This is a genomic window from Roseimicrobium gellanilyticum, assembly GCF_003315205.1.
GTDB lineage: Bacteria > Verrucomicrobiota > Verrucomicrobiia > Verrucomicrobiales > Verrucomicrobiaceae > Roseimicrobium > Roseimicrobium gellanilyticum.
In genome coordinates, this window is record NZ_QNRR01000002.1 from 699,276 (window position 1) to 718,499 (window position 19,224).

General features: G+C 59.3%; 16 protein-coding genes. 6 read left to right on the top strand and 10 right to left on the bottom strand.

All coding sequences use genetic code 11. The features are described 5' to 3' along the window. Positions 1–19: 19 nt before the first annotated feature. Positions 20–1,324, bottom strand: coding sequence for a hypothetical protein (locus tag DES53_RS08115; RefSeq protein WP_147263277.1), 1,305 nt, complete (start codon positions 1,322–1,324; stop codon positions 20–22). Between the two features lie 256 nt (positions 1,325–1,580). On the opposite strand from DES53_RS08115, the gene DES53_RS08120 reads away from it, so the two are divergent. The 3 genes from DES53_RS08120 to DES53_RS08130 all read left to right on the top strand — a co-directional run bounded on the left by DES53_RS08120 (position 1,581) and on the right by DES53_RS08130 (position 4,524). Beyond that, positions 1,581–2,948 (top strand): cysteine peptidase family C39 domain-containing protein, encoded by a 1,368-nt coding sequence (locus DES53_RS08120; RefSeq protein WP_113957727.1) that lies wholly within the window; start codon positions 1,581–1,583, stop codon positions 2,946–2,948. A 187-nt stretch (positions 2,949–3,135) separates the two neighbouring features. Beyond that, complete coding sequence (locus DES53_RS08125; RefSeq protein WP_113957728.1) at positions 3,136–4,035, top strand: alpha/beta hydrolase; 900 nt, start codon at positions 3,136–3,138, stop codon at positions 4,033–4,035. A gap of 75 nt (positions 4,036–4,110) precedes the next feature. Continuing rightward, on the top strand, positions 4,111–4,524 hold the full coding sequence (locus DES53_RS08130) for a PGPGW domain-containing protein (RefSeq protein WP_113957729.1): 414 nt from the start codon (positions 4,111–4,113) through the stop codon (positions 4,522–4,524). A gap of 52 nt (positions 4,525–4,576) precedes the next feature. Here DES53_RS08130 and DES53_RS08135 read toward each other — a convergent pair whose 3' ends face one another. The 4 genes from DES53_RS08135 to DES53_RS08150 all read right to left on the bottom strand — a co-directional run bounded on the left by DES53_RS08135 (position 4,577) and on the right by DES53_RS08150 (position 6,881). Further along, the gene (locus DES53_RS08135) at positions 4,577–4,891 is read right to left on the bottom strand and encodes a hypothetical protein (protein WP_113957730.1); all 315 of its coding nucleotides are present in this window, start codon (positions 4,889–4,891) and stop codon (positions 4,577–4,579) included. Between the two features lie 138 nt (positions 4,892–5,029). Next, a complete protein-coding gene (locus DES53_RS08140; RefSeq protein ID WP_113958136.1) occupies positions 5,030–5,377 on the bottom strand; it encodes a hypothetical protein in 348 nt (115 codons plus the stop codon). Positions 5,378–5,458: 81 nt separating this feature from the next. Beyond that, positions 5,459–6,166: a hypothetical protein gene (locus tag DES53_RS08145; protein ID WP_113957731.1), complete on the bottom strand. Its 708-nt coding sequence runs from the start codon at positions 6,164–6,166 to the stop codon at positions 5,459–5,461. A 70-nt stretch (positions 6,167–6,236) separates the two neighbouring features. Next, a complete protein-coding gene (locus DES53_RS08150; RefSeq protein ID WP_113957732.1) occupies positions 6,237–6,881 on the bottom strand; it encodes a cupredoxin domain-containing protein in 645 nt (214 codons plus the stop codon). 199 nt (positions 6,882–7,080) lie between these two features. Here DES53_RS08150 and DES53_RS08155 point away from each other — a divergent pair, with 199 nt between their 5' ends. Next, positions 7,081–7,764, top strand: a complete 684-nt coding sequence (locus tag DES53_RS08155; RefSeq protein ID WP_113957733.1) for an ABC transporter ATP-binding protein — start codon at positions 7,081–7,083, stop codon at positions 7,762–7,764. Positions 7,765–7,782: 18 nt separating this feature from the next. After that, on the top strand, positions 7,783–11,187 hold the full coding sequence (locus tag DES53_RS08160) for an FtsX-like permease family protein (protein WP_113957734.1): 3,405 nt from the start codon (positions 7,783–7,785) through the stop codon (positions 11,185–11,187). 2 nt (positions 11,188–11,189) lie between these two features. Here DES53_RS08160 and DES53_RS08165 read toward each other — a convergent pair whose 3' ends face one another. The 5 genes from DES53_RS08165 to DES53_RS08185 form a co-directional block, all read right to left on the bottom strand. Continuing rightward, positions 11,190–14,081, bottom strand: a complete 2,892-nt coding sequence (locus DES53_RS08165; protein ID WP_113957735.1) for a penicillin-binding transpeptidase domain-containing protein — start codon at positions 14,079–14,081, stop codon at positions 11,190–11,192. After that, positions 14,078–14,491, bottom strand: coding sequence for a BlaI/MecI/CopY family transcriptional regulator (locus tag DES53_RS08170; RefSeq protein ID WP_113957736.1), 414 nt, complete (start codon positions 14,489–14,491; stop codon positions 14,078–14,080). The genes DES53_RS08165 and DES53_RS08170 overlap by 4 nt, the downstream gene beginning before the upstream one ends. Positions 14,492–14,602: 111 nt before the next feature. Beyond that, positions 14,603–15,175 (bottom strand): hypothetical protein, encoded by a 573-nt coding sequence (locus DES53_RS08175; RefSeq protein WP_170156946.1) that lies wholly within the window; start codon positions 15,173–15,175, stop codon positions 14,603–14,605. 86 nt (positions 15,176–15,261) lie between these two features. Beyond that, entirely contained in the window at positions 15,262–16,155 is an 894-nt protein-coding gene (locus DES53_RS08180; RefSeq protein ID WP_170156947.1) for a transglutaminase family protein, read from the bottom strand. Positions 16,156–16,190: 35 nt separating this feature from the next. Further along, positions 16,191–17,054, bottom strand: a complete 864-nt coding sequence (locus tag DES53_RS08185) for a transglutaminase-like domain-containing protein (RefSeq protein WP_211325482.1) — start codon at positions 17,052–17,054, stop codon at positions 16,191–16,193. Between the two features lie 176 nt (positions 17,055–17,230). Between DES53_RS08185 and DES53_RS08190 the strand changes: the two genes are divergently transcribed. Next, positions 17,231–19,207 (top strand): bifunctional aldolase/short-chain dehydrogenase, encoded by a 1,977-nt coding sequence (locus tag DES53_RS08190; RefSeq protein WP_113957740.1) that lies wholly within the window; start codon positions 17,231–17,233, stop codon positions 19,205–19,207. Positions 19,208–19,224: the final 17 nt, after the last annotated feature.

A 19,224-nucleotide genomic window follows, 5' to 3' on the forward strand; every position in this document is an offset into this window, starting at 1 on the left:
GAAGGCAGGATCCCAAAGCTCAACGCTGTGCGAGAGGTGTCACTGGGTCTACCTGGACGAATTTCTCAAACACCTGCACATCCACAATCACGTCGTCCTTGAGCAGTTGGATCAGTGATACGCTGGAGGGCATGCGAATCGGCTTGCCCTCCAGCAGTGAACGATATTCCTCCAAAGGGTGGGCTCCGAAAGCCTCATCCACGGTGTCTTCCGGATCCCGCTTCGCGTTCTGGTGCACATGCAGGCGTTCCTGAAGGAGGACGTCATTGAACTTGGTCCGGGCGAGTGTGCGCAAATCGACTCCGTCTTGATTCATGTGATCTGCGCGGCTGAGCTTGGCGCGGTAGGCGAAGAGGGAATCCGCCGCCTTTGTGGGAATTGGAGGCAGTGCAGGTAGGGGTGCCGGAGCCTTGGGAGGCTTCGCGGAAGCGGTGGCAGCGATGGGAGCAGGCAAGGCGTCGTCTTCTGGAATGAGCAGTCTGGGTGCCTCTTGCGGTTTCGCTTCTGGAGAGGTGGCGTCGGCGACAGTGGCCGGGGGAGAGGTGTCTGCGCTTGGCACAGGCCCATCCTGCCTCGACTGTTTTTGGAGTTTCGCAGGGGAGCGCACCATGGCGTTTTCCTGCGCTGCATCGTTGTTCATGCGATGCACCACCCAGATTGCCGGGGCAGCCAGGTAGAGGGAAGCCAGGAGCAATGAGCCGTGGAGCACCAGCCTCTGTGCCATGGCCATGACGGCCAAAAGGAAGGCAATCATGAGCAGGGGAATGCTGACCGCGTAATTCTCGGCATCTCTCGTCATGGTCCCCAGGCCTGCGATGAGGCAACTCCAAGCCGCAAGTACAATCATGAGCTCGCGCCCATGAAGACCGCGCGGCCCCTCGCTTTCTCCCCGGCGGTGGGAAGACAAACTCTGGCCCTCGGGAGTGAGCCGTGTGGTATCGCCGGAGGCGGCTGGCTTCTCCAGGCCTCCCGCACTCCGGTGTGGAAACGCCCTGGCTCCACGCCGATTCCCAGCGAGACCAGAACGCCCCAGTTCGGGCTGTGTGGAGGTCCTCATTCGGTCGAGGTCTGATTCTTGACGGCGCTTGAGGGGTCGCACGAGAAACACCAGAATGATGGCGGAGAGCAGTACCACGCCCGCGAGGAGCCCTGCTCCCAGTAACAGCTCATGATGGTACGCGCTTGTGAGCTTCTCCCACGGCATCCCCGATCTCCCGGGTGTCGGTGAAGGCGCAACTTCTGCACGAAGGCACGACGCCGTGCAGAGGCCGAGTGCAAAAATCACCAGCAGGGACGGTTTCCAGCTCTTGGCGAATCGCGCCATCCCTCCGCGAGCAAGTATCTGGGAATCCGTCCGGTTGCTCGGTAATGAGTTGGAACTGTTGCGCGTAGTGTCTGGAGTCATCGTGCCACCGCGTCTGGCGGTTTCATGGGAGGAATATACACTCCATATTCCTGTTGCCTTGCTCCCACAAGGGCGGGTCCTGCAAGATTGGGCAGAGGCGTCCCTGGGCAAGGATTGGAGGCTGGACACTGGGAAGAATCCCAATATTCTCGACGTTGAATCGTTTCCTTCACGCATGAAAACCGCGCTCCTCCCTGCACTCCTGCTGCTTTCGGGCATGACCATTCCCGCAGTCCCGCTGCATGGTCAAAGTGGCTCCGAAAAGGCCAGTGCCCCCGCAGCTACGCTGTTGACGGATATGGTGACGGGTGACCAGCTCTGGACGGCGACAACCGAGCAGTTCGAGCAGAAGTTCCGCCCGATGGGTATGGAGTGGCTCTCTCCTTCCAAGGAGCAGGCGCGTTTCTTTGGCAAGTACGCGGTGTGGAGTTCCAATCTGGGGGTGACCGAGGCCATTGTAGACTTCCAGGCGGGGAAGCTGGCGCGGGTGAATCTGGCCATGTTCACCCGTGGTGACAGTGCTGCCTTGCTCGACACCCGTGAGGCATTTGAGAAGCGTGTGGAAGAGATCAAAACGGAGATCACCACCATGCTGGGGGTGCAGCCCGCCGAACGTGGCAAGGATGGCCAGAGTGCAGTGAAGGCGGTGGGGTGGATGTGGGTCAAGCCGCCCACGGCCTACCTGCTGGAGTACAGCTACGTGAAGGAACTCAAGTCTCGAGGTCAGGACTTTCGTCCGGAATTCATCCGCCTGCGTGTGGCGGAGATCCCCAAACAGCAGGGACTTCTTGCCTCCAGCCAGCCCGGAGCCAATGGAAACATGCCTGTGGCCAAGTCCACCCTTACCGCCAATGTGACGCACGAGTCCAATGGGGATGCGGTCATCAAGAACGTGCCCATGGTAGATCAGGGACCCAAGGGCTACTGCGCGGTGGCCACCACCGAACGTGTTTTCCGCTACTACGGACTCAACGTGGACCAACATGAGATGGCGCAGATTGCCAATACCTCTGACGGTGGGAGTGGAACCAGCCCGACGGAGATGTTTGCAGCCTTGGAAAAGATTGAAGGCCGCATGCGCGTGCGGGTGCGAGCCATCCAGAAATGGGATATGAAAGAATTCTTCAGCATGATCGATGACTACAATCGGGAGGCCAAACGCAATGACAAACGTGAGATCAACCTGCCGAGCGGTGGGATGATCGTGCTTGCCGATGTTTATGGTTCCATGGACCCTGGCTCGTTCAAGGTCAGTCGCACGGAGAAGGACAAAGCAGGCTATGGCAAGTTCCAGAGGTCCGTCGTGGAGATGATTGAGCGCGGTGTGCCCATCATGTGGGGAGTGCAGCTCGGAATTTTTAAGGAGGGGGATATCCCGCAGCCCGGCGGTGGCCACATGCGCCTCATCATTGGTTACAATACGAAGACCTCGGAGATTCTCTACTCAGATTCGTGGGGTGCAGAACATGCCCTGAAGCGCATGCCCATGAATGAAGCATGGACCATCACCACCGGGATGTACTACATCGAGCCGATGAAGTAAGGGTGTCCTCGATCGGGTCAGTTCCCTAGGTGCACAAGATACCCCGTAGTTGCAACAAAGCGACTCGGCCCTGGGAGCGCTGGCCTCTGGCCGGCGTGTTGACGCAGTCTGGCTTGCGATTCTGTCGCGAGGGGCACAGCAGAAACGCGCGCATGACGACGATGCAAAATCCGCTATAACCATAACCATGTCGCGCGCTTCCATGACTCGCTGGTTGTCCCTGTTCTCACTCCTCCTTGCCTTCACGGCACTTCCCGCAGAAGAGCCCATCAAGGTGAAATTCCTTGAGATGAAGGGTCTCACTTTCACGGCAGACCTTCCCTACAAAACCGGAGAGAACCTCGGCGACTACGAGAAAGAGCGTTGCAAACTCGACCTCTATCTGCCCACCCGAGTGAAGAACTTCCCGGTGATTGTATGGTTCCACGGTGGCGGCATCACTGGAGGCAACAAGGATGGCGGGGATACGCCCAAGGTCGTGCACAGCTGGGTCCAGAAGGGCATCGCGGTGGCCAGTGTGAACTACCGCCTGAGCCCCAAGGTGAAATTCCCGGCATACGTTGAGGACGGTGCAGCTGCGGTTGCCTGGGTGCAGAAGAACATCGCTTCACACGGCGGCGACCCGAAGCGGGTATTCGTCGGGGGGCATTCCGCAGGGGCCTATCTCTCGATGATGTTGGGCCTCGATGCGAAGTATCTGACTGCAGTGGGAGTCAATCCGGCTTCCATTGCGGGGCTCATCCCCGTGAGCGGCCAGACCATGACCCACTTCACGGTGCGCGAGGAGAGGGGACTGCCCAAGGACGATGTCATCGCGGATGAAGCCGCGCCCATCCATTTCGTGCGGAAGGATGCTCCGCCCATGCTCCTGCTCATGGGAGACAAGGACTGGCCAGCGCGCCTGGAAGAGAACCAGTATTTTGCCGCGTTGCTCAAGGTGAAGAAGCACGAGCATACCACGCTCATCGTGGTGCCAGATCGCACGCACGGGAGTATCTTTGGCAAGTTGCAAGACGAGAGCGACGCCGGACGGGCGGCGATTCTAAAGTTTGTGGCGGATCCGGTGGGTTTTGCGAAACGGAGCTGAGTGCAAGCCACGGAGACAGGGCAGCAATCCAACGCACAAAAATCCCGGGCAAATGCGAATCTGCTATGCCGATCTATGCTTGCCGCCGTCAAAGAACATTGGAACGAACTCAAGAGCAGCCGACCCGGACGCCGATTTCAGGAACGTTATGAGCGCCGGAAGAAGGAGCATCGTGGCGCCTTCCACTGGGCACGGTGGTTGAACATTGTGGGAGGCACATTGCTGCTCCTCATCGGCGTGTTCCTGCTCGCGGCTCCGGGCCCCGGGATGCTGGTGGCGGTGGCAGGTCTTTCGATGCTGGGGAGCGAATTCCTTACTCTGGCGCGCTTTCTCGACTGGTCCGAGGTCAAAGTTCGCAAGGCGCTTGTTTGGGCCCGCCGATGGTGGAAGAAATCGGGGTGGGTGACGCGGGCGCTCGCGATTCTGCTGGCATGCCTCGCTACGGCTGGAGCGCTCTATGGGGGCTATGCGCTGTTTATGCGCTCATAAAAACCCGGTCTTGCGAGGGGACAGAAACACTCGCGCAAGCTGCAAGGCCGCTTCAATGATTCACAATGAAACAGGCCGGGGCCTCCAGTTCCACGGGCTCTTCGGGGAGCTCCATCGCTGGAGGTTGCGACGGGCGCTCGGATGGATAGGGCAGGCGCATCCAGTGGATTTCGCAATCTACGCCGCTCTCTTCCGTGAGGCGATTGCAGAACTCGTCGGGTGATTCTTCCAAACGCCCTAAATAAGTAAGCACCCCAAGTTTCTGAAATTCCAAATGTTGGGATTCAATCGCGGCGTCTAGAACCGTGGCATCATTGAGGGAACCCATCAAAAAGAGAAACGACTGCGTGTTGGTTGTCAGGGACATAGGCAGGAGTGGGTTGTAATTATTATAATTTCCACGCCGCGGAGCGGTCGTCTAGGAAAAAATTCAACACACCCTAAATACTTCTTTAGCGCACTGATCGCAAAAGAATTCCCCTTAAATCGAAATGCAATGATGCACCTACTTTCCCATCAGATACATGCCGCCCACCAGCAATGCCATGCCACCTATGTTCACGAATTTGATGGGCTGCCCGTCAATGCACATCGCCAACAGGGCGGCCCAGATAAACGTCGTAGCGTAGATGGGATAGAGCACTGTCAATGAGCCACCACGCTTGAACGCAGCTACGAAAAGCGTCATGACACCGATGTAGCACGCAACTCCGAGCAGGATGCGTGCATTCAGCAGGTATCCCATCAATCCACCATGGGCCTGCTTCGCTCCCTCTCGATAGAGGAACTGCCCCGCTGCCCCCAGGAAGGAGGCGGCGAGAAAACAGAGAATGGAAACTAGAGGTGTCTTCATGGTGAGCTGCAACATGCCTCACTACGGCAAAATGCAACGGTGCATCGGAGAGGACGGGACCTTCCGCTAGCGACCTGAACCTTACATTTCGCGATTGCCCGTTGCGTTCAAGCTGACCAAACGCACCTTCGTTCTTCCGGCGTGTTTGAGCCGGTAATCGTAAGTGACGGAAACCATCAGGATGCGATCACCCGTATACAGCGGGCCTTCGAAGCCACAGAGCAATGCCTCAGGTACTTCGCTATCCTTGAAGCGCTCGAACAGGAAACAAGGATACACATGGCCGCTCTTCGGCTGCTCACGGCTGTGCTCGAATACAAAGCGCTCGCGCCCTTCCTTCGTGCTGCTATGAATGAGCCGCATGAAGGAGCCGCCTTGGGCGGCGTCGCGCGTCTCCGTGACGCTGTTGAGCGGAGCATGGACGAAGCTCACCAGCGTGTCGTAGTCCAGGCCTTCCTCGGCACCCACCGCCTCGCCAGTCTTGCCCCAGTCGTCTGACAGGAGCCAGGCGGCGCCACGCTTCCTGGCATAGGAGACGTCTTCAGAGACCTTGATCCGCTCCACTTCGGGATACAGATCATACTGGAACTTCAGCGTGCGACCCTCGGGTGTGGTGATGTTCACCTGGGCCACCAAATGATGCTGTGCCGCCACTTCGCGAGAGTGCTTCAGCGCCGCCGCAACGAAATCGCTATGGTTCTTCTCCCCGGCCAAGGTCACGCTGGGAGAGGAGAACAGCACGGCGAAGGCACAGGCAGCAAGGCGCGGAGAACAGAAAAGAGCATTCATGATGATGCAGACTGCATGTCGACATCACCGGTGACTGTGACGGGCCCCTCCAAGCTGACGAGGGCGGAGTCTACCTGGCCGGTTGGGGGGAGGGCGGGGGTCTCTTCGCTTGAGCCGCCATCAGCTGAGTTTCAAACCAGCTCTCATAGACCGTTTCGCTGACGAACCGGAACGGTGCGTGGTGATGTTTGTGGTTGGGCCCGCACGGGGTCAGGCATCGGAGGGTGCCGGAGGCTGGAGATGCCGGAGTCTCTAGCAAGCCATCGGTATTTACACCCGGTATGGCATCCACTCGGAAAGCCCCGTGCACATCTCCGAGCGTGTGGATGACGTCCGCCGAATGGGTCTTAAGGAGAATGTTGATGTCGCAGGGCAGTACCAATTCGCTGGTGACGAAATCGTCTTGGGCATTCCGGTCGCCCGCATCCAAACCGATTGGATTGTCCTTTGCCACCTGCGAAGATGACGTAGCGCCGAAGACTCCATCGGGCCCGGCGTAGTGGAAGTGCCAGTCATACTTCTGCGCAAAGACTTGGATCTCGAAGGCAGGCTCGACCACATGTGAGACGCCGGAGTACCTTGCCATGAATTTCTCCATGGCGATGGGGTAGTAAAGAACTACTGCCAGACCGATGACAACGATCGTCAAAATGGCCACAGGTCCAAAACGGGAGATACGAGCGCCTCTGGAATCATCACGCTCAGGAGCCGACATGAGTGAATTATAAGCGGCGGGCGGACTGCGGCAAACGCCGGGTTAGCGAAGTAGGAGCCGCCGATCAAAAACTGCGATTCCTCCGCCCCATGATGCGTAACCACCATGGTGTCACTTGTTCTTCGGTGAGCTCTGTCTCATCATCTTGTGGTCGCCATCAGTCACACAGTCCCTTCGATCACCGTTGCACCGTTTCCCCATGCCACTCCTCGAACTTCGCCATGTGTCCAAATCTTATGTCGAGCCTGCAGCGGGAGCGACGGTGCCGGTGCTGAAGGACATCAGCTTTACCTTGGAAAAAGGGGAATCGGTAGCCATCGTCGGACCGTCTGGGTGTGGCAAGAGCACGCTGCTGAACATCCTGGGCACCCTCGACGAGCCCGATGGCGGGGAATACCTTTTTAATGGAGAATCGTTAAAAGGCGCATCCGTGGAAAAGCTGAGTCTGCTCCGGAGCAAACACATCGGATTCATATTCCAACTCCACCACCTGCTTCCTCAATGCACGGTGTTGGAGAATGTCCTTCTTCCGACGTTGGCGTTGAAACCCGCGCCGAATCCCAAGGTGGTCCGCGACCACGCCATGGACCTCCTTTCCAAGGTGGGACTGGAGCCTCGCGCCGGCTACCGCCCCGCCCAACTTTCCGGTGGCGAGCGTCAGCGCGTGGCTGTGGTGCGTGCCCTCATCAACTCGCCTCACCTCGTCCTGGCGGACGAACCCACCGGGGCACTCGACGAGGAAAATGCCGATACTTTGACTAAGTTGATGATCGACTTGGTGGAGAATATCGGCATATCTTTAGTGCTAGTCACCCACCAACCCGCTCAGGCCCAGAGGATGAAGCGAGTTCTCAAGTTGCACACCGGCAATCTCGAGTCTTAAGCAGAATCACAAGTTCTTATGAACAGCGCTTCTCTGATCCTGCAGAGTGTCCGGCACTACTGGAAGAGCCATTTGGGCCTCCTCTTTGGGGCTTTTCTCGCTTCCGCTATATTAAGTGGATCGCTCGTAGTGGGTGACTCCGTTCGCGCCAGCTTGCGGAAAGCGGCGGCCCAACGGCTTGGAAAGATCGAGACGGGAATGCTCGGTGGCGACCGGTGGTTCACGGAAGATCTGGCTCGAAAAGATGGGGCGGCGCCGGTCATCATTCTGAATGCCTCGGTCAGTGAGGCGTCGGGACAGGCAAGGGTAAATGCGGTGCAGGTACTCGGCGTCGATACGGAGTTTTGGAAATTGAGTCCTAGTGGTCGGCAGATTTTTCCGTCTCAAACAGAAAAATCCTCTCCTCTTGCCGTCAACGAATCGCTGGCCCGAAAGCTCGGGGTGAAAGTCGGAGATACAATCGTGGTCCGCATGGAGCGCCCCAGCGCCATCTCCAAGGATGCGCCGCTCTCTGGTAGCACCAACGATGAGACCACCTTGCGCCGTACGGTAACGGCCATCATTTCGGCAGAGGACTTCGGGCATTTCCAACTCACCGCTTCGCAGACGGGGAATGACACACTTTACCTGCCCCTTGGCGAGCTCCAGGCGGAACTGGAGAAAAAGGGGAGGGTGAATGCCATTTTGAGCAAGTCCTACATCACTCTAGGTGAGCTTCCCGAAGTGCCTTCTCACGCAAAGCATGTGGTCCCGCCATTCCGGTTGGAAGAAGCGGCCACCCTCGAAGACTTCGCCCTGAAACTTACCAAAGTGGAGGGTGCCAGTCCCGAATGGGAACTGAGCACCGATCGAGTGTTTCTTGACGAGGTGATTGCAGACAAGGTCCTGCAGGCCCGGGCCAACTCCTACGGGGTGCTCACTTACTTGGTCAATGGACTCTCTTCCTCGAAGTCCAAGGAACGGACGCCATACTCCATGGTCACCGCAATCCCGGCTGAGCGTTTTGCGGCCCTCGGTGTGAACATGGGCGCTGACCATGCAGGCTCGTCTGAAAAGCCAGCGGCGGTGAGCCAGTGGCTGGCGGAAGATCTGAACCTCGCGCTCGGAGATACTTTCGAACTACGCTATTTCAGTGTCGGCCTTGGCCGGGAACTACAGGAGCGCACCGGCACTTTCACGGTGCGGGGCATTGTCCCCATGAATCAGCCGGCACTAAACAAGACCTGGACGCCAAACTTCCCGGGCGTCTCCGATGTCGACAACTGCCGTGATTGGGAACCTGGCATCCCGGTGAAGCTTGATGCCATCCGCGACAAGGATGAAAAGTACTGGGACGACTACCACGGAACTCCCAAGGCATTTATTCCGCTGGAAACGGGCAAGGAACTTTGGGGTAATCGTTTCGGCAGTCTGACCTCGATCCGGTTTCCGAACGCGGGCGAAGATGAGAAAGCGTTACGTGTAGAGCTTGTTAAACTGCTCCAACTTTCTGACATTGGCTTGGTTGTGCGTGAGTTTAGTTCTGAGGCTGAAGCGGCTGCTAAAGGGAGCGTGGACTTTGGTGGTCTTTTTGTTGGATTGAGCATGTTTTTAATTGCTTCAGCGCTCATTTTTAGCGCACTGCTTTTTCTTTTCACGCTTGAAAAGCGTGTGCCTCAGGTCGGACTCCTGCTCGCCATTGGATGGACCCCGAAGCAGGTGAGGCGTTCTCTTTTGGTCGAGGCTGGCATCATCGCCCTTCTCGGCACCGCCCTCGGATTGCTCGGCGGTGTGGCTTATACCAAGCTTGCATTGGCGGGACTGAATGGCGTTTGGAGTGATGCCACGGTGGGCATGAAGCTCATCTATGACGGCAATCCAGCCACGCTGGCCATCGCCTTTGTGTCGAGCATTCTTGCCAGCATGGGCATCCTCTGGCTTGCCAGCCGCCGTCTGCTGAAGACCTCGGCGCGGGAGCTTCTGGCCGGTGAGATTGCCGCTTCTGAAACAAGGTCCGGAAAAAAGGGCAAGGCTCTTGAGGCAGGCAAAGCCGATGCCAAGCTGGGATTCCTTGGTGCCTATTGGCCCTCGATCTTGTGTGTCATTTTGGCCATTGGATTGTCCTTTGCGGGAGGCTCCGCCGGGAGTCCAGAAGCAGTGGCGGGCATGTTCTTTGGCGCCGGATTTTTGCTTTTGCTCGCCGGAATGCTGGTCGCCCGACGCTGGCTCATCGGGTTGGAGCCGGATGGGTCTGTGTCCGCGAACTCTGTGGCTAGCTCGCTTGGTGCGATTGGACTTCGCAACGTTACCCGCCGCCGCGGGCGCTCGCTCTCGGTCATTGGCATGATGGCGGGCGGTGTCTTCCTGGTTATTGCCGTGAATGCCTTCCGCCTCTCCGCGAACAACGACCCCACCCGCCGCGACACCGGCACGGGCGGCTTTGCCTTGCTCGGGGAGAGCACCCTTCCCATTTATGAAGACCTCAACTCTGAGGCCGCGTGGGATACCTTTGCTTTGGATGAGAAGCTCATGAAAAACGCCAGCGTTGTGCCCTTCCGCATTCGCGAAGGGGATGATGCGAGCTGCTTGAACCTCAACCGCGCGCAGAACCCGGTCATTTCAGCCGTGAATCCGGCACGTCTGGCCGGGACTGGAGAACAGAAGGATCGTTTTACCTTCGCCTCCGGTTCATGGTCACTCATTGCTGGCAAGGCGGCGGAAGGCGAGCCGATTCCTGCCATCGCTGACCAGGCCACGGCGCTCTGGGGCTTGGGCAAGGGGGTGGGGGATACGCTCGACTACACGGATGCGAGTGGGAAGACATTCCAGGTGAAGCTTGTGGCTCTGCTCGCGGGAAGCGTCCTCCAAGGCAAGCTCATCATCAGTGAGGAGAACTTCCTCGCGCGCTATCCGGATGCGGCGGGCTACCGCTTCTTCCTCATTGATGCGCCAGCCGACTCGGCGGCTGCCATCAGTGGCCAGCTCACGAAGCAGGTCCAGACCCGTGGCCTCGCCTTGGAGCCTGCAGCGGACCGTCTCGCTGCCTTTCAGGCGGTGCAGAATACGTACATCGGTATCTTCACCGTGCTGGGTGGTCTCGGCGTGCTACTGGGAACGGCTGGTCTCGGCGTGCTGGCCGCACGAAACATCTTGGAGCGCAAAGGCGAGTTCGGGCTCATGCAGGCGCTGGGTTTCCTGCCGGGACGGCTTCGTGCCATGGTGCTCAGCGAGCATGCTGCGCTGCTTGCTGCCGGTCTTGTCCTTGGCTTGGTGAGTGCCGCGCTGGCGGTGTGGCCGAATGTGATGCAGTCCGGTGGGGCCCTGCCGTTGGGCTTCTTGCTCTGGCTGAATCTGGGGATCCTGGCCTTCGGCGTGGCCGTGTGCTGGCTGGCAGCGAGACTGGCTCTGAGCGGTCGATTGCTGGATGCGGTGCGAAGAGAGTAGGCCTAGTTCGAGGCAGACGGATACTCCACGTGATCGATGGGCTCGAATGAGCCCTCGATCGGCTCCACAGGCTGCACTTCCACCTTCCGCTTTCCGGTCTCGACCTCGGCCACTTGGCGAAGAATGTGGGCCGCGATGGGAGCGGCGGTTGTCCCGCCTCCCTTGCCTCCTTGCACGAGGACACAAATGGCCCACCTGGGTCTCTCGACCGGGGCGTATGCGATGAACATGGTGTGATTGTCTTTCACCGAGTTTCCTTTCTCATCGTGCCGCCAGTTTTGCGCGGTGCCGGTCCTTCCTGCCATGGGTAGATCTGGCAGATTCGCGGCCTGGGCAACGCCGTCAGTCACCGTTGCTCGCATCGCGGTGCGCAGGGTTTGCAGGCCTGTGTCCGTGAGCCCCTCGTCACGAAGGTTGCCCACGAGCTGCCGGGGACGCTTTTCTTCGCGAGCAACTTCTCCACCTGATGCAATCCGATCCACCAGACGGGGACGCCAGACCAGCCCTCCATTGGCGACAGGAACCATGAGGGACGCAAGTTGCAGTGGACTGACCTGCATCGCACCCTGGCCGATGGACCAATTCGCCACCGTCGCTGCCGTGTATGGTTCGCGAGGCCTGTACTTTGCCCACCAAGCCCGATTGGGGAAAATGCCGCGATCGTTTTCTGGAAGTTCAATACCCACGTCCTGACCGATGCCGAGCAACGAGACGATGGCGTCATACTTGTCCGGGTTGATCGCGTTTCCCAGATTATAGAAGTAGGGGTTGCAGCTTTCTTGTATCCCTTTTCGCAAATCCATCGCGCCATGCGTGCTGCCTTTCTGGCCAATCCAGCACTGCATGTACCTGTTGCCAAAGGTGGAGCCGCCGGTGCAGGTGTGCTGGAAGCCTTCCTTCCCGTCGCAGATGCCCGCAAGCGAGGTGGCCACCAGAAAGGTGGCGCCCGGGACGAAGCTGCGTATCGCGCGGTTCAGCAGGGGATTGGTGGTGTTATTGTTGTAGTTCTCCAGTTTCTCCTTGCGAATGAAGGGGATGAAGTCGTTTGGATCAAAGGACGGCACTGAGGCCATGGCCAGGACATCGCCACTTTGCACATCGAGGAGAACTGCAGTGCCTCTCCCAATGGCCGGCACGCAGTCTCGCAGAGCCCTCTCTGCAATGTACTGATGCCTGGCGTCGAGAGTCAGGTAGACATCGGCTCCGCGTGCCGGTGATGGTTTGGATTCATCCTCCAGCGGTTGAGGTTCAAGGAGGGAGTGCAGGGAACTCTCCAGTCCACTGGCACCCTCTTCGGGTTCATCACTTCCAGAGTGGCGGGTGTAGCCAAGCATGTGGCCTGCCAGTGCCTTGTAGGGATAGTGGCGCAGCATGACAGTGCGGACATCCATACCTATCACTTTGTCTTTTACAGAGGCGGCATGCTTGAATTCATCTTCCGACAGCTCCTTTTCATAAGCAAAAGGCCTGCTCCCGCGGTATTGTCGGTAGTGGCGACGCATCGCTCCGGCATTGAAGCTTCTCGCAAGCTGGTGTTGTTCAAGAGCCGGAGGGGCCAGCTGCTCGAACATGTAGACAATGTCCGGCTCCTCCACTTCGTCAGGGCCATCGTCGGTGGCTGTCGGAGACTTGCGATAGATTCTGAGTGGCACTTCGCGCCCAGGCTTGGCACGCCAGGCATCCACCACTTTCTCCAGGTCGAAGATGATTTGCCTGTCCTCCCGATCAGAGATGGCGAGCGGAACGCCATTGCGATCACGAATGGTGCCGCGCAGGGCAGTGGCCGTCGTGTCCTGAGCCTGCAGGGGACGTGAAGCATCTGGTATCCCCACGCCGAGCAGCACCAGCGTGAGGATGACCACGCTTGAGGCAGGGCGCAGGACGAAAGCAGTGGATGGGGTTGCGGGACAAATGAGGCGCTCGATGCGGCCACGCAGTCCACTCTGTGCACCCGCCGCCATGGCGAGTCGCGGCGTTCCTTCTGAAAACGCTGTGGCGCTCTCAGCAAGCCGGACGAGGGCATGAGCATAGCTCCTGGCATCTCCAGTGACCCGAATGGCAATGTCATCACATGCATGCTCTCGCTCACGTCGCATCTGACGACTGGTCCACCAGACAGCAGGGTGGTAGAACAGCAGGGTCTCCACGGCAGACTGGAGCAGATTTACCAGATAGTCATGGCGGCGCAGGTGGGCGAACTCATGCGCTAGGATCATCTCAATCTCCCGAGTGGAGAATCCCGTGGCCATGGCTGCCGGAAGCAGGACCATGGGCCGAAGCCAGCCAAAGGAGATGGCTCCAGTGACGCGCGACGACCAGCGCACTCGAGTGGAGGAGGGGAGCTTCATGTGTCGGGCCAATCGTGCGGAAATGCTCGCGAGTTCTCCCGTAAGTGCGGAGGCAGCCTGATATCGCAAGCGCTGCAAGCTCAGCCAGCCCATGAGGTGCCAGACGCTCAGCAGTGCCATGCCGGTGAGCCAAAGCAGGGTGGCCCAGCTCTGCCAGTCCGATGCCGCACGCGGTTGAATGGCGGCATTCTTCCACGAGGGGCTGAAGCTGGGTGTTGACGTGGAAGGCGGTGCCTGAGGAGCCCTCAGATGCAGGAGTGGCTGTTCGTGAGCAGACACATTCAAAGCATGCGGCCAGGGGGCGCGAACCACATTGCCCCGCTCTCCAGTAACCTGCCAGAAAGTGACTGCTGGCCAAACTACGAGCGCAAGCATGCCCACGCAGGATGCCAGGTAGCGGGCCTGAGCCGAGGAGCGCCGCATCTGACGCAACAGAATGGCGAGCGCGACCGCCACCACCGTCCCCTGCCATAGCGAATGGACCAGTACGAGCGAAACGTCATGCGCCGTTTCAGAATGCGTGAATCGATCAAGCAACGCGATCATGGCTTTGGCTTGGTGGTGGAATTCGGTTTGTCCGTGTCGAGCTCATCCAGCATGCGACGGATGTCGCGGAGCTCTGCGGCGCTGGCCTTCTTTGAGCCCAGGGCGTGCATGACGAGGCGGCTCACGGAACCGGCAAAGACCTTGTCCAGCAGGTCGCCCACCAGGCGGCGCTGCATCTTCTCGGCCGGGATGGCAGCCCTGTACACGTGGGTTTTGCCGGAGCCATCCCGGGAGACCAGCTTCTTTTCCAGCATGATCTGGAGGAACTTCAGCACAGTGGTGTAGCCCATTTCACGCTCCTCCGTGAGGGAGTCCATCACCTCCCGTACGGTGCTCGGACCGCGCTCCCATAGGACGCGCAGGATGACCAGTTCAGAGGGAGTCGGCTTTTGCGACGCATTTTCCGGCATGACTGCACTATCTACGAAAGTATTCGTGGTTGTAAACGAAATTCTTCGTAGATTGAGCCGTGGATGCGATTGCGATTCCGGTCGCCGTGTCTCAAAGACCTGGCGCGATGACTACTTGGCGGTCTCTTTACCTGATGTGATCAGAGAGCGAATGAGCTCCTGATTCGTGATGCGGGCGAACTTGGTATCCATCCTTTGTTGGTAAAGATTGGCACCGCAGTGGTAGCCAACGCTGAGGTAGGCGGAGGCTCCTTTCTCATCTCCGTACACTTCGATGATCCAGAATTCATTTTCGGTCTCGTCATCACTGACAATGAACGTATTTGCGGGAGCAAGTCCGACGACATCACGGAACTCCTCCTTGTCGCTTGTCCATACCATGGAGGAGAATTCAAGGACCTCCTTCTTTCGCAAAGCCTTTGGAACCTCGAAGGCCTTGTCTGCTGTCTGCAAGAGCATGGCGCCCGTCCAGTAGACGGAATCGTTGTTTTCATCTGCTGGCCGCGATGCCTTCGGATTCAGATGTTTCTCATCCAGATCCGTGGATGGCGAGGCCATGCCCTTCTGCACCACCGGCATCCGGAGTCCAATCCACTGCGTCGACCATACCTCGGTCAGATCTGGCTCAGCATGGACGCCGGAGGCACTGGAGAGGATGCCGAGCATCGTGAGAAAGCACTGCATGGATTTCATGGGCGATATCCAAACATCTGGCGATGGAGCGAACAAGAACTCTTGCCACCAATCGGTGATGAATCGAATCGATGGAATCAATTCTGGGCAAGGTCTTCAGCGTCCACCATCTCCTCCATTGGCACCTGCTTCATCGTCACGGCTACTTCCATGCCTTCATAAGCGCCCGGTGGTCCATTGAAAATGCCGCTCACCGGCATGACACCCCGCGGATGAGCACTTACGCCGATGGCGAGATGTTTGCGAGAGACGCGTTCGCCAATAGTGGGGTCGTAACCCGTCCAGCCGCTGTCGGGCAGGTAGACATCCGCCCATGCGTGCGTGGCTCCCCGACCCGCAGCCGAGGCACTGGTGCTGAGGTAGCCACTGACAAAGCGTGTGGCGATGCCCATGGAGCGGCAGGCTTCCATCATCAGCACGGCCATATCACGGCAGGAGCCCGTTCCCAATGCAAGGGTGCCGACCGGTGTCTGGACGCCGGGTTCTTCCCGGCGGCGGTATTTGATGGTGCCGTAGATGCAACGTCCCACGTGCTCCACCATCTCGAGCGCGGTGGGATGAGCTTCCTCCGGAGGAGGCAGGGAAGCCACCCAAGCGGTGACTTTCGCGTGGTCGTCTGGATACACTGACGCGATGTAACCCTGAACCACGGGAAGCTCCATCTGGGGGTAGGTGACGGGTAGGGGAGTGAGCGAGGAACGGCTCACTTTTAGTGGGGCAGCGTCCTCAGCCCGTGGCATGCGGTCGATGACGACTTCGTTCCTGATTTCCAGCCGGTCTGCGGCTTCATCGAACTGGGCCAGAGCGACGTTGTTGCCAAAGATGTCATTCAGCCAGTAGAGGCGGGGCTGCGGTACGATGGTGAGATGGTGTTTCACCACCGTGATTTCATGCCCCTCCCGCGGTCGCAGGACGAGCCGGTGCATGCCAAACTGCACCGGTGCCTTATACCGGTAGACGGTGCGATGCATGATGTGGAAGCGATCCATCACCCAGTACCTGAGAATTACGCGGCCCGGTTAGCTGAGGGATTTGCAGCGTCGTGACACACCACGGTGGTGCCGAGTTCCTCAGGAGTCATCTTCTTGTAGGAGGGGTCAAGCGCGAGGCACTCCACGGACTGCCGCTCGAGTTTCAGGCTGCCGAAGGCCGTGCAGACAGAGACATCCGCGGCATCCCGTCCCGTGCCGATGCGCACTACGCCATCCGGCGAGGCCAGGCCGGTGGCATCCCACAGGATCCAGCGCCCACCGATCCACGTCTCAAAGCACGCGTGGAAGTCCGGCGGCTCCAGTTCAAACGCATACCCCGTGAAGTAGCGAGCCGGGATGTTCATGGCGCGGCAGAAAGCGATGCCCAGGTGTGCAAAGTCCCGGCAAACACCTGCACGCTCCACCAGGGTGTCCACGGATGAGGTGTTGGCATCTGTGGAGCCACTCACATAGGCAATGTGGCGCGAGATCCACGCCACGATCTCCTGCACGGTCTCCACGGCAGAATTCTCCTTCCCGAAGTGATCCGCCGCGAGGCGCCCCATGCGGTCGGACTGGCTGTACCGGCTGGGGTAGATGAAGGGCAGCACATCGAGCCCGAAGGAGGCAGGGGAGGTTTCCTTCAAATCTCCGGCAGGAAGTTTTTGGAGGCGGGTCTCGACGACAGCCTCATAGACGATGTTGTACACGCCGGGCACCTCCGCATCGATGCGCTCAAAACGGTTCTTGGTCACGGGACACGTCAGCAAGGTGTGGGGCAGTTTTGGCGAGATGGAAAAATTCTCCTCCAGCACCTTCTGGCAGCCGTTGTCCTGGGCCCGTACATTCAACAGAAATACCACCGGCGCTTCCGCGCTGTAGTCCAGTTCGCATCTCACCCGAAATCGCATCATTCGTCTCTGGTTCGCGCCCGGTTTTCCCCGTGCATGCATTCGGTCTGCGTTCGGGGGAGGGAAGGGGGCGCTGGGTGGCACTCTAGTTCCATGCGGGCCAGGCATTTTCACCTTGCACGCGGCCTCAATCACCGCACCCTAGCGCCCTCATTTTACCCGCCATGCAAAGCCTTTGGAACGACCAGGAAGCCGCCACCTTCGGAACTGACCCGCTGGGACAGCGTGTCTACACCTCCCGCCTGCTCGGCCGGAATCCCGCGCTCGTGCTCCACGGCGGCGGCAATACCTCGGTGAAGGTGGAGGAGAAGGATTTCTACGGCGAGCCGGTGAGCCTCTGCTACGTGAAAGGCTCCGGCTGGGACCTCGCCACCATCGAGCGGGAAGGCTTTGCTCCCGTGCGCATGAGCGCCCTGTTGAAAATGGCCGAGCTGCCCACCATGAGCGATCCGGACATGGTTCTGCAGCAGCGCGCGGCGATGACAAATCCGAATGCGCCCGCGGCGAGCATTGAGGCCATCCTGCATGCCATCCTGCCCTTCAAGTTTGTGGACCACTCCCATGCCAACGCCATCGCCGCGCTGACTGGTAGCAAAGATGGCGAGAAGCGCGTGAAGGAAGTCTTCGGCAAGCGGGTGCTCGTGGTGCCGTATGTGATGCCCGGCTTCATTCTCGCGAAGACGGTGTGCGAACTCATCAAGGGACGCGACCTCCGCGCGGAAGGCATCGAGGGTATGGTCCTGCTGAAGCACGGCCTTTTCACCTTCGCGGATGACGCGCGGAAGAGCTACGAACTGCACATCGAGATGGTGACTCAGGCGGAGGAATGGCTCGCGAAGAAAGTCTCAGGCAAGCAGGTGCAGGAACTGGCCCAGGCAGCCGAGGACCTGAAGGGACTCGCCAAGATGCGCCAGGCTGTGAGCCGTCTGCGCGGTTATCCGCAGCTTGCCAGGTTGAACGCCTCCCCCGAAGCGGTGGGATATACCCTGAACAAAGATGTGGCCGCCTATGGCACCAAGGGTCCGCTCACACCGGACCACAGCATCCGCACGAAGCGCGCTCCGGTGTTCATTGGCGACGATATGGACGCCGCACTGAAGTCCTACGCGGAGGCATACACCGCCTACTTCAAGCGCAATGCCAAGGACCACACCATGCTGGATCCCGCCCCACGTTTCGCCATCTGGGCAGGACGCGGCATCGTGAGCTTCGGTGACACGGTGAAGGATGCTGGCATCGTCCACGACATCGCCACCCACACGGCTGCCACTGTGCAGCTTGGGGAAGTGGCTGGTGGATGGGAGCCGCTCCCTGAGAAGGACATTTTCGAAATCGAATACTGGGAACTGGAGCAGGCCAAGCTGCGCAAGGGCCCGGCCCGCAAGGTGCATCAGGGCAAGGTGGCTTTGGTGACTGGCTGCGCGGCAGGCATCGGCTTTGCGTGCGCGGAGAGCCTCGCGGAGCAGGGCGCCGTCGTCGTGGGCCTCGATCTCAACCCGGAAATCGCCGACATCATGGCGAAGATTGGCGGCCTTGGAAAAGTGGTGAACCTCACCGATGACGCCGCGGTGCGTGATGCGGTGGAGGACACCGTGCGCCGCTTCGGTGGACTGGACATCGTGGTGTCCAACGCAGGTATCTTCACCGCCGGCCAGTACCTCGAAGATCTGGAGCAGGGGAACTGGGACAAGGCCCTCGCTGTGAACCTGACCAGCGCGCAGAAGCTGATGCGCGAGACCATTCCGTATCTCAAGCTCGGGGTGGACAGCTCCTTCATCTTCGTAGGCAGCCGCAATGTGAAAGCCCCCGGTCCTGGCGCGGCCAGCTACTCGTGCTCCAAGGCAGCGCTCACCCAGCTCTGCCGGGTGGCTTCCTTGGAACTCGCCCCCAACAAGGTGCGCGTGAACATCATCCACCCCGATGCCGTCTTCGACACGAAGCTCTGGACTCCCGAGGCCCTGCAGCGCAGCGCCGAGCGCTACGGCATGACCGTGGAGGAGTACAAGACGAAGAACCTCATGAAGGTGGAAATCAAGAGCAAGGACATCGGCAACATGGTCTCCGCCATGGCCTCGCCGCTCTTCCTCAAGGTCACCGGCGCCCAGATTCCGGTGGATGGCGGGAATGACCGGGTGATCTGATGCGAATGCTGCCCCCA

Excerpts from the sequence above, each read along its gene's own strand:
- DES53_RS08145 (WP_113957731.1), bottom strand. The coding sequence starts at position 6,166 with ATGAATGCTCTTTTCTGTTCTCCGCGCCTTGCTGCCTGTGCCTTCGCC.
- DES53_RS08170 (WP_113957736.1), bottom strand. The coding sequence starts at position 14,491 with ATGCCGGAAAATGCGTCGCAAAAGCCGACTCCCTCTGAACTGGTCATC.
- DES53_RS08120 (WP_113957727.1), top strand. The coding sequence starts at position 1,581 with ATGAAAACCGCGCTCCTCCCTGCACTCCTGCTGCTTTCGGGCATGACC.
- DES53_RS08140 (WP_113958136.1), bottom strand. The coding sequence starts at position 5,377 with ATGAAGACACCTCTAGTTTCCATTCTCTGTTTTCTCGCCGCCTCCTTC.
- DES53_RS08175 (WP_170156946.1), bottom strand. The coding sequence starts at position 15,175 with ATGCAGTGCTTTCTCACGATGCTCGGCATCCTCTCCAGTGCCTCCGGC.
- DES53_RS08115 (WP_147263277.1), bottom strand. The coding sequence starts at position 1,324 with ATGGCGCGATTCGCCAAGAGCTGGAAACCGTCCCTGCTGGTGATTTTT.
- DES53_RS08180 (WP_170156947.1), bottom strand. The coding sequence starts at position 16,155 with ATGCATCGCACCGTCTACCGGTATAAGGCACCGGTGCAGTTTGGCATG.
- DES53_RS08155 (WP_113957733.1), top strand. The coding sequence starts at position 7,081 with ATGCCACTCCTCGAACTTCGCCATGTGTCCAAATCTTATGTCGAGCCT.
- DES53_RS08160 (WP_113957734.1), top strand. The coding sequence starts at position 7,783 with ATGAACAGCGCTTCTCTGATCCTGCAGAGTGTCCGGCACTACTGGAAG.
- DES53_RS08190 (WP_113957740.1), top strand. The coding sequence starts at position 17,231 with ATGCAAAGCCTTTGGAACGACCAGGAAGCCGCCACCTTCGGAACTGAC.
- DES53_RS08125 (WP_113957728.1), top strand. The coding sequence starts at position 3,136 with ATGTCGCGCGCTTCCATGACTCGCTGGTTGTCCCTGTTCTCACTCCTC.
- DES53_RS08135 (WP_113957730.1), bottom strand. The coding sequence starts at position 4,891 with ATGTCCCTGACAACCAACACGCAGTCGTTTCTCTTTTTGATGGGTTCC.
- DES53_RS08165 (WP_113957735.1), bottom strand. The coding sequence starts at position 14,081 with ATGATCGCGTTGCTTGATCGATTCACGCATTCTGAAACGGCGCATGAC.
- DES53_RS08130 (WP_113957729.1), top strand. The coding sequence starts at position 4,111 with ATGCTTGCCGCCGTCAAAGAACATTGGAACGAACTCAAGAGCAGCCGA.
- DES53_RS08150 (WP_113957732.1), bottom strand. The coding sequence starts at position 6,881 with ATGTCGGCTCCTGAGCGTGATGATTCCAGAGGCGCTCGTATCTCCCGT.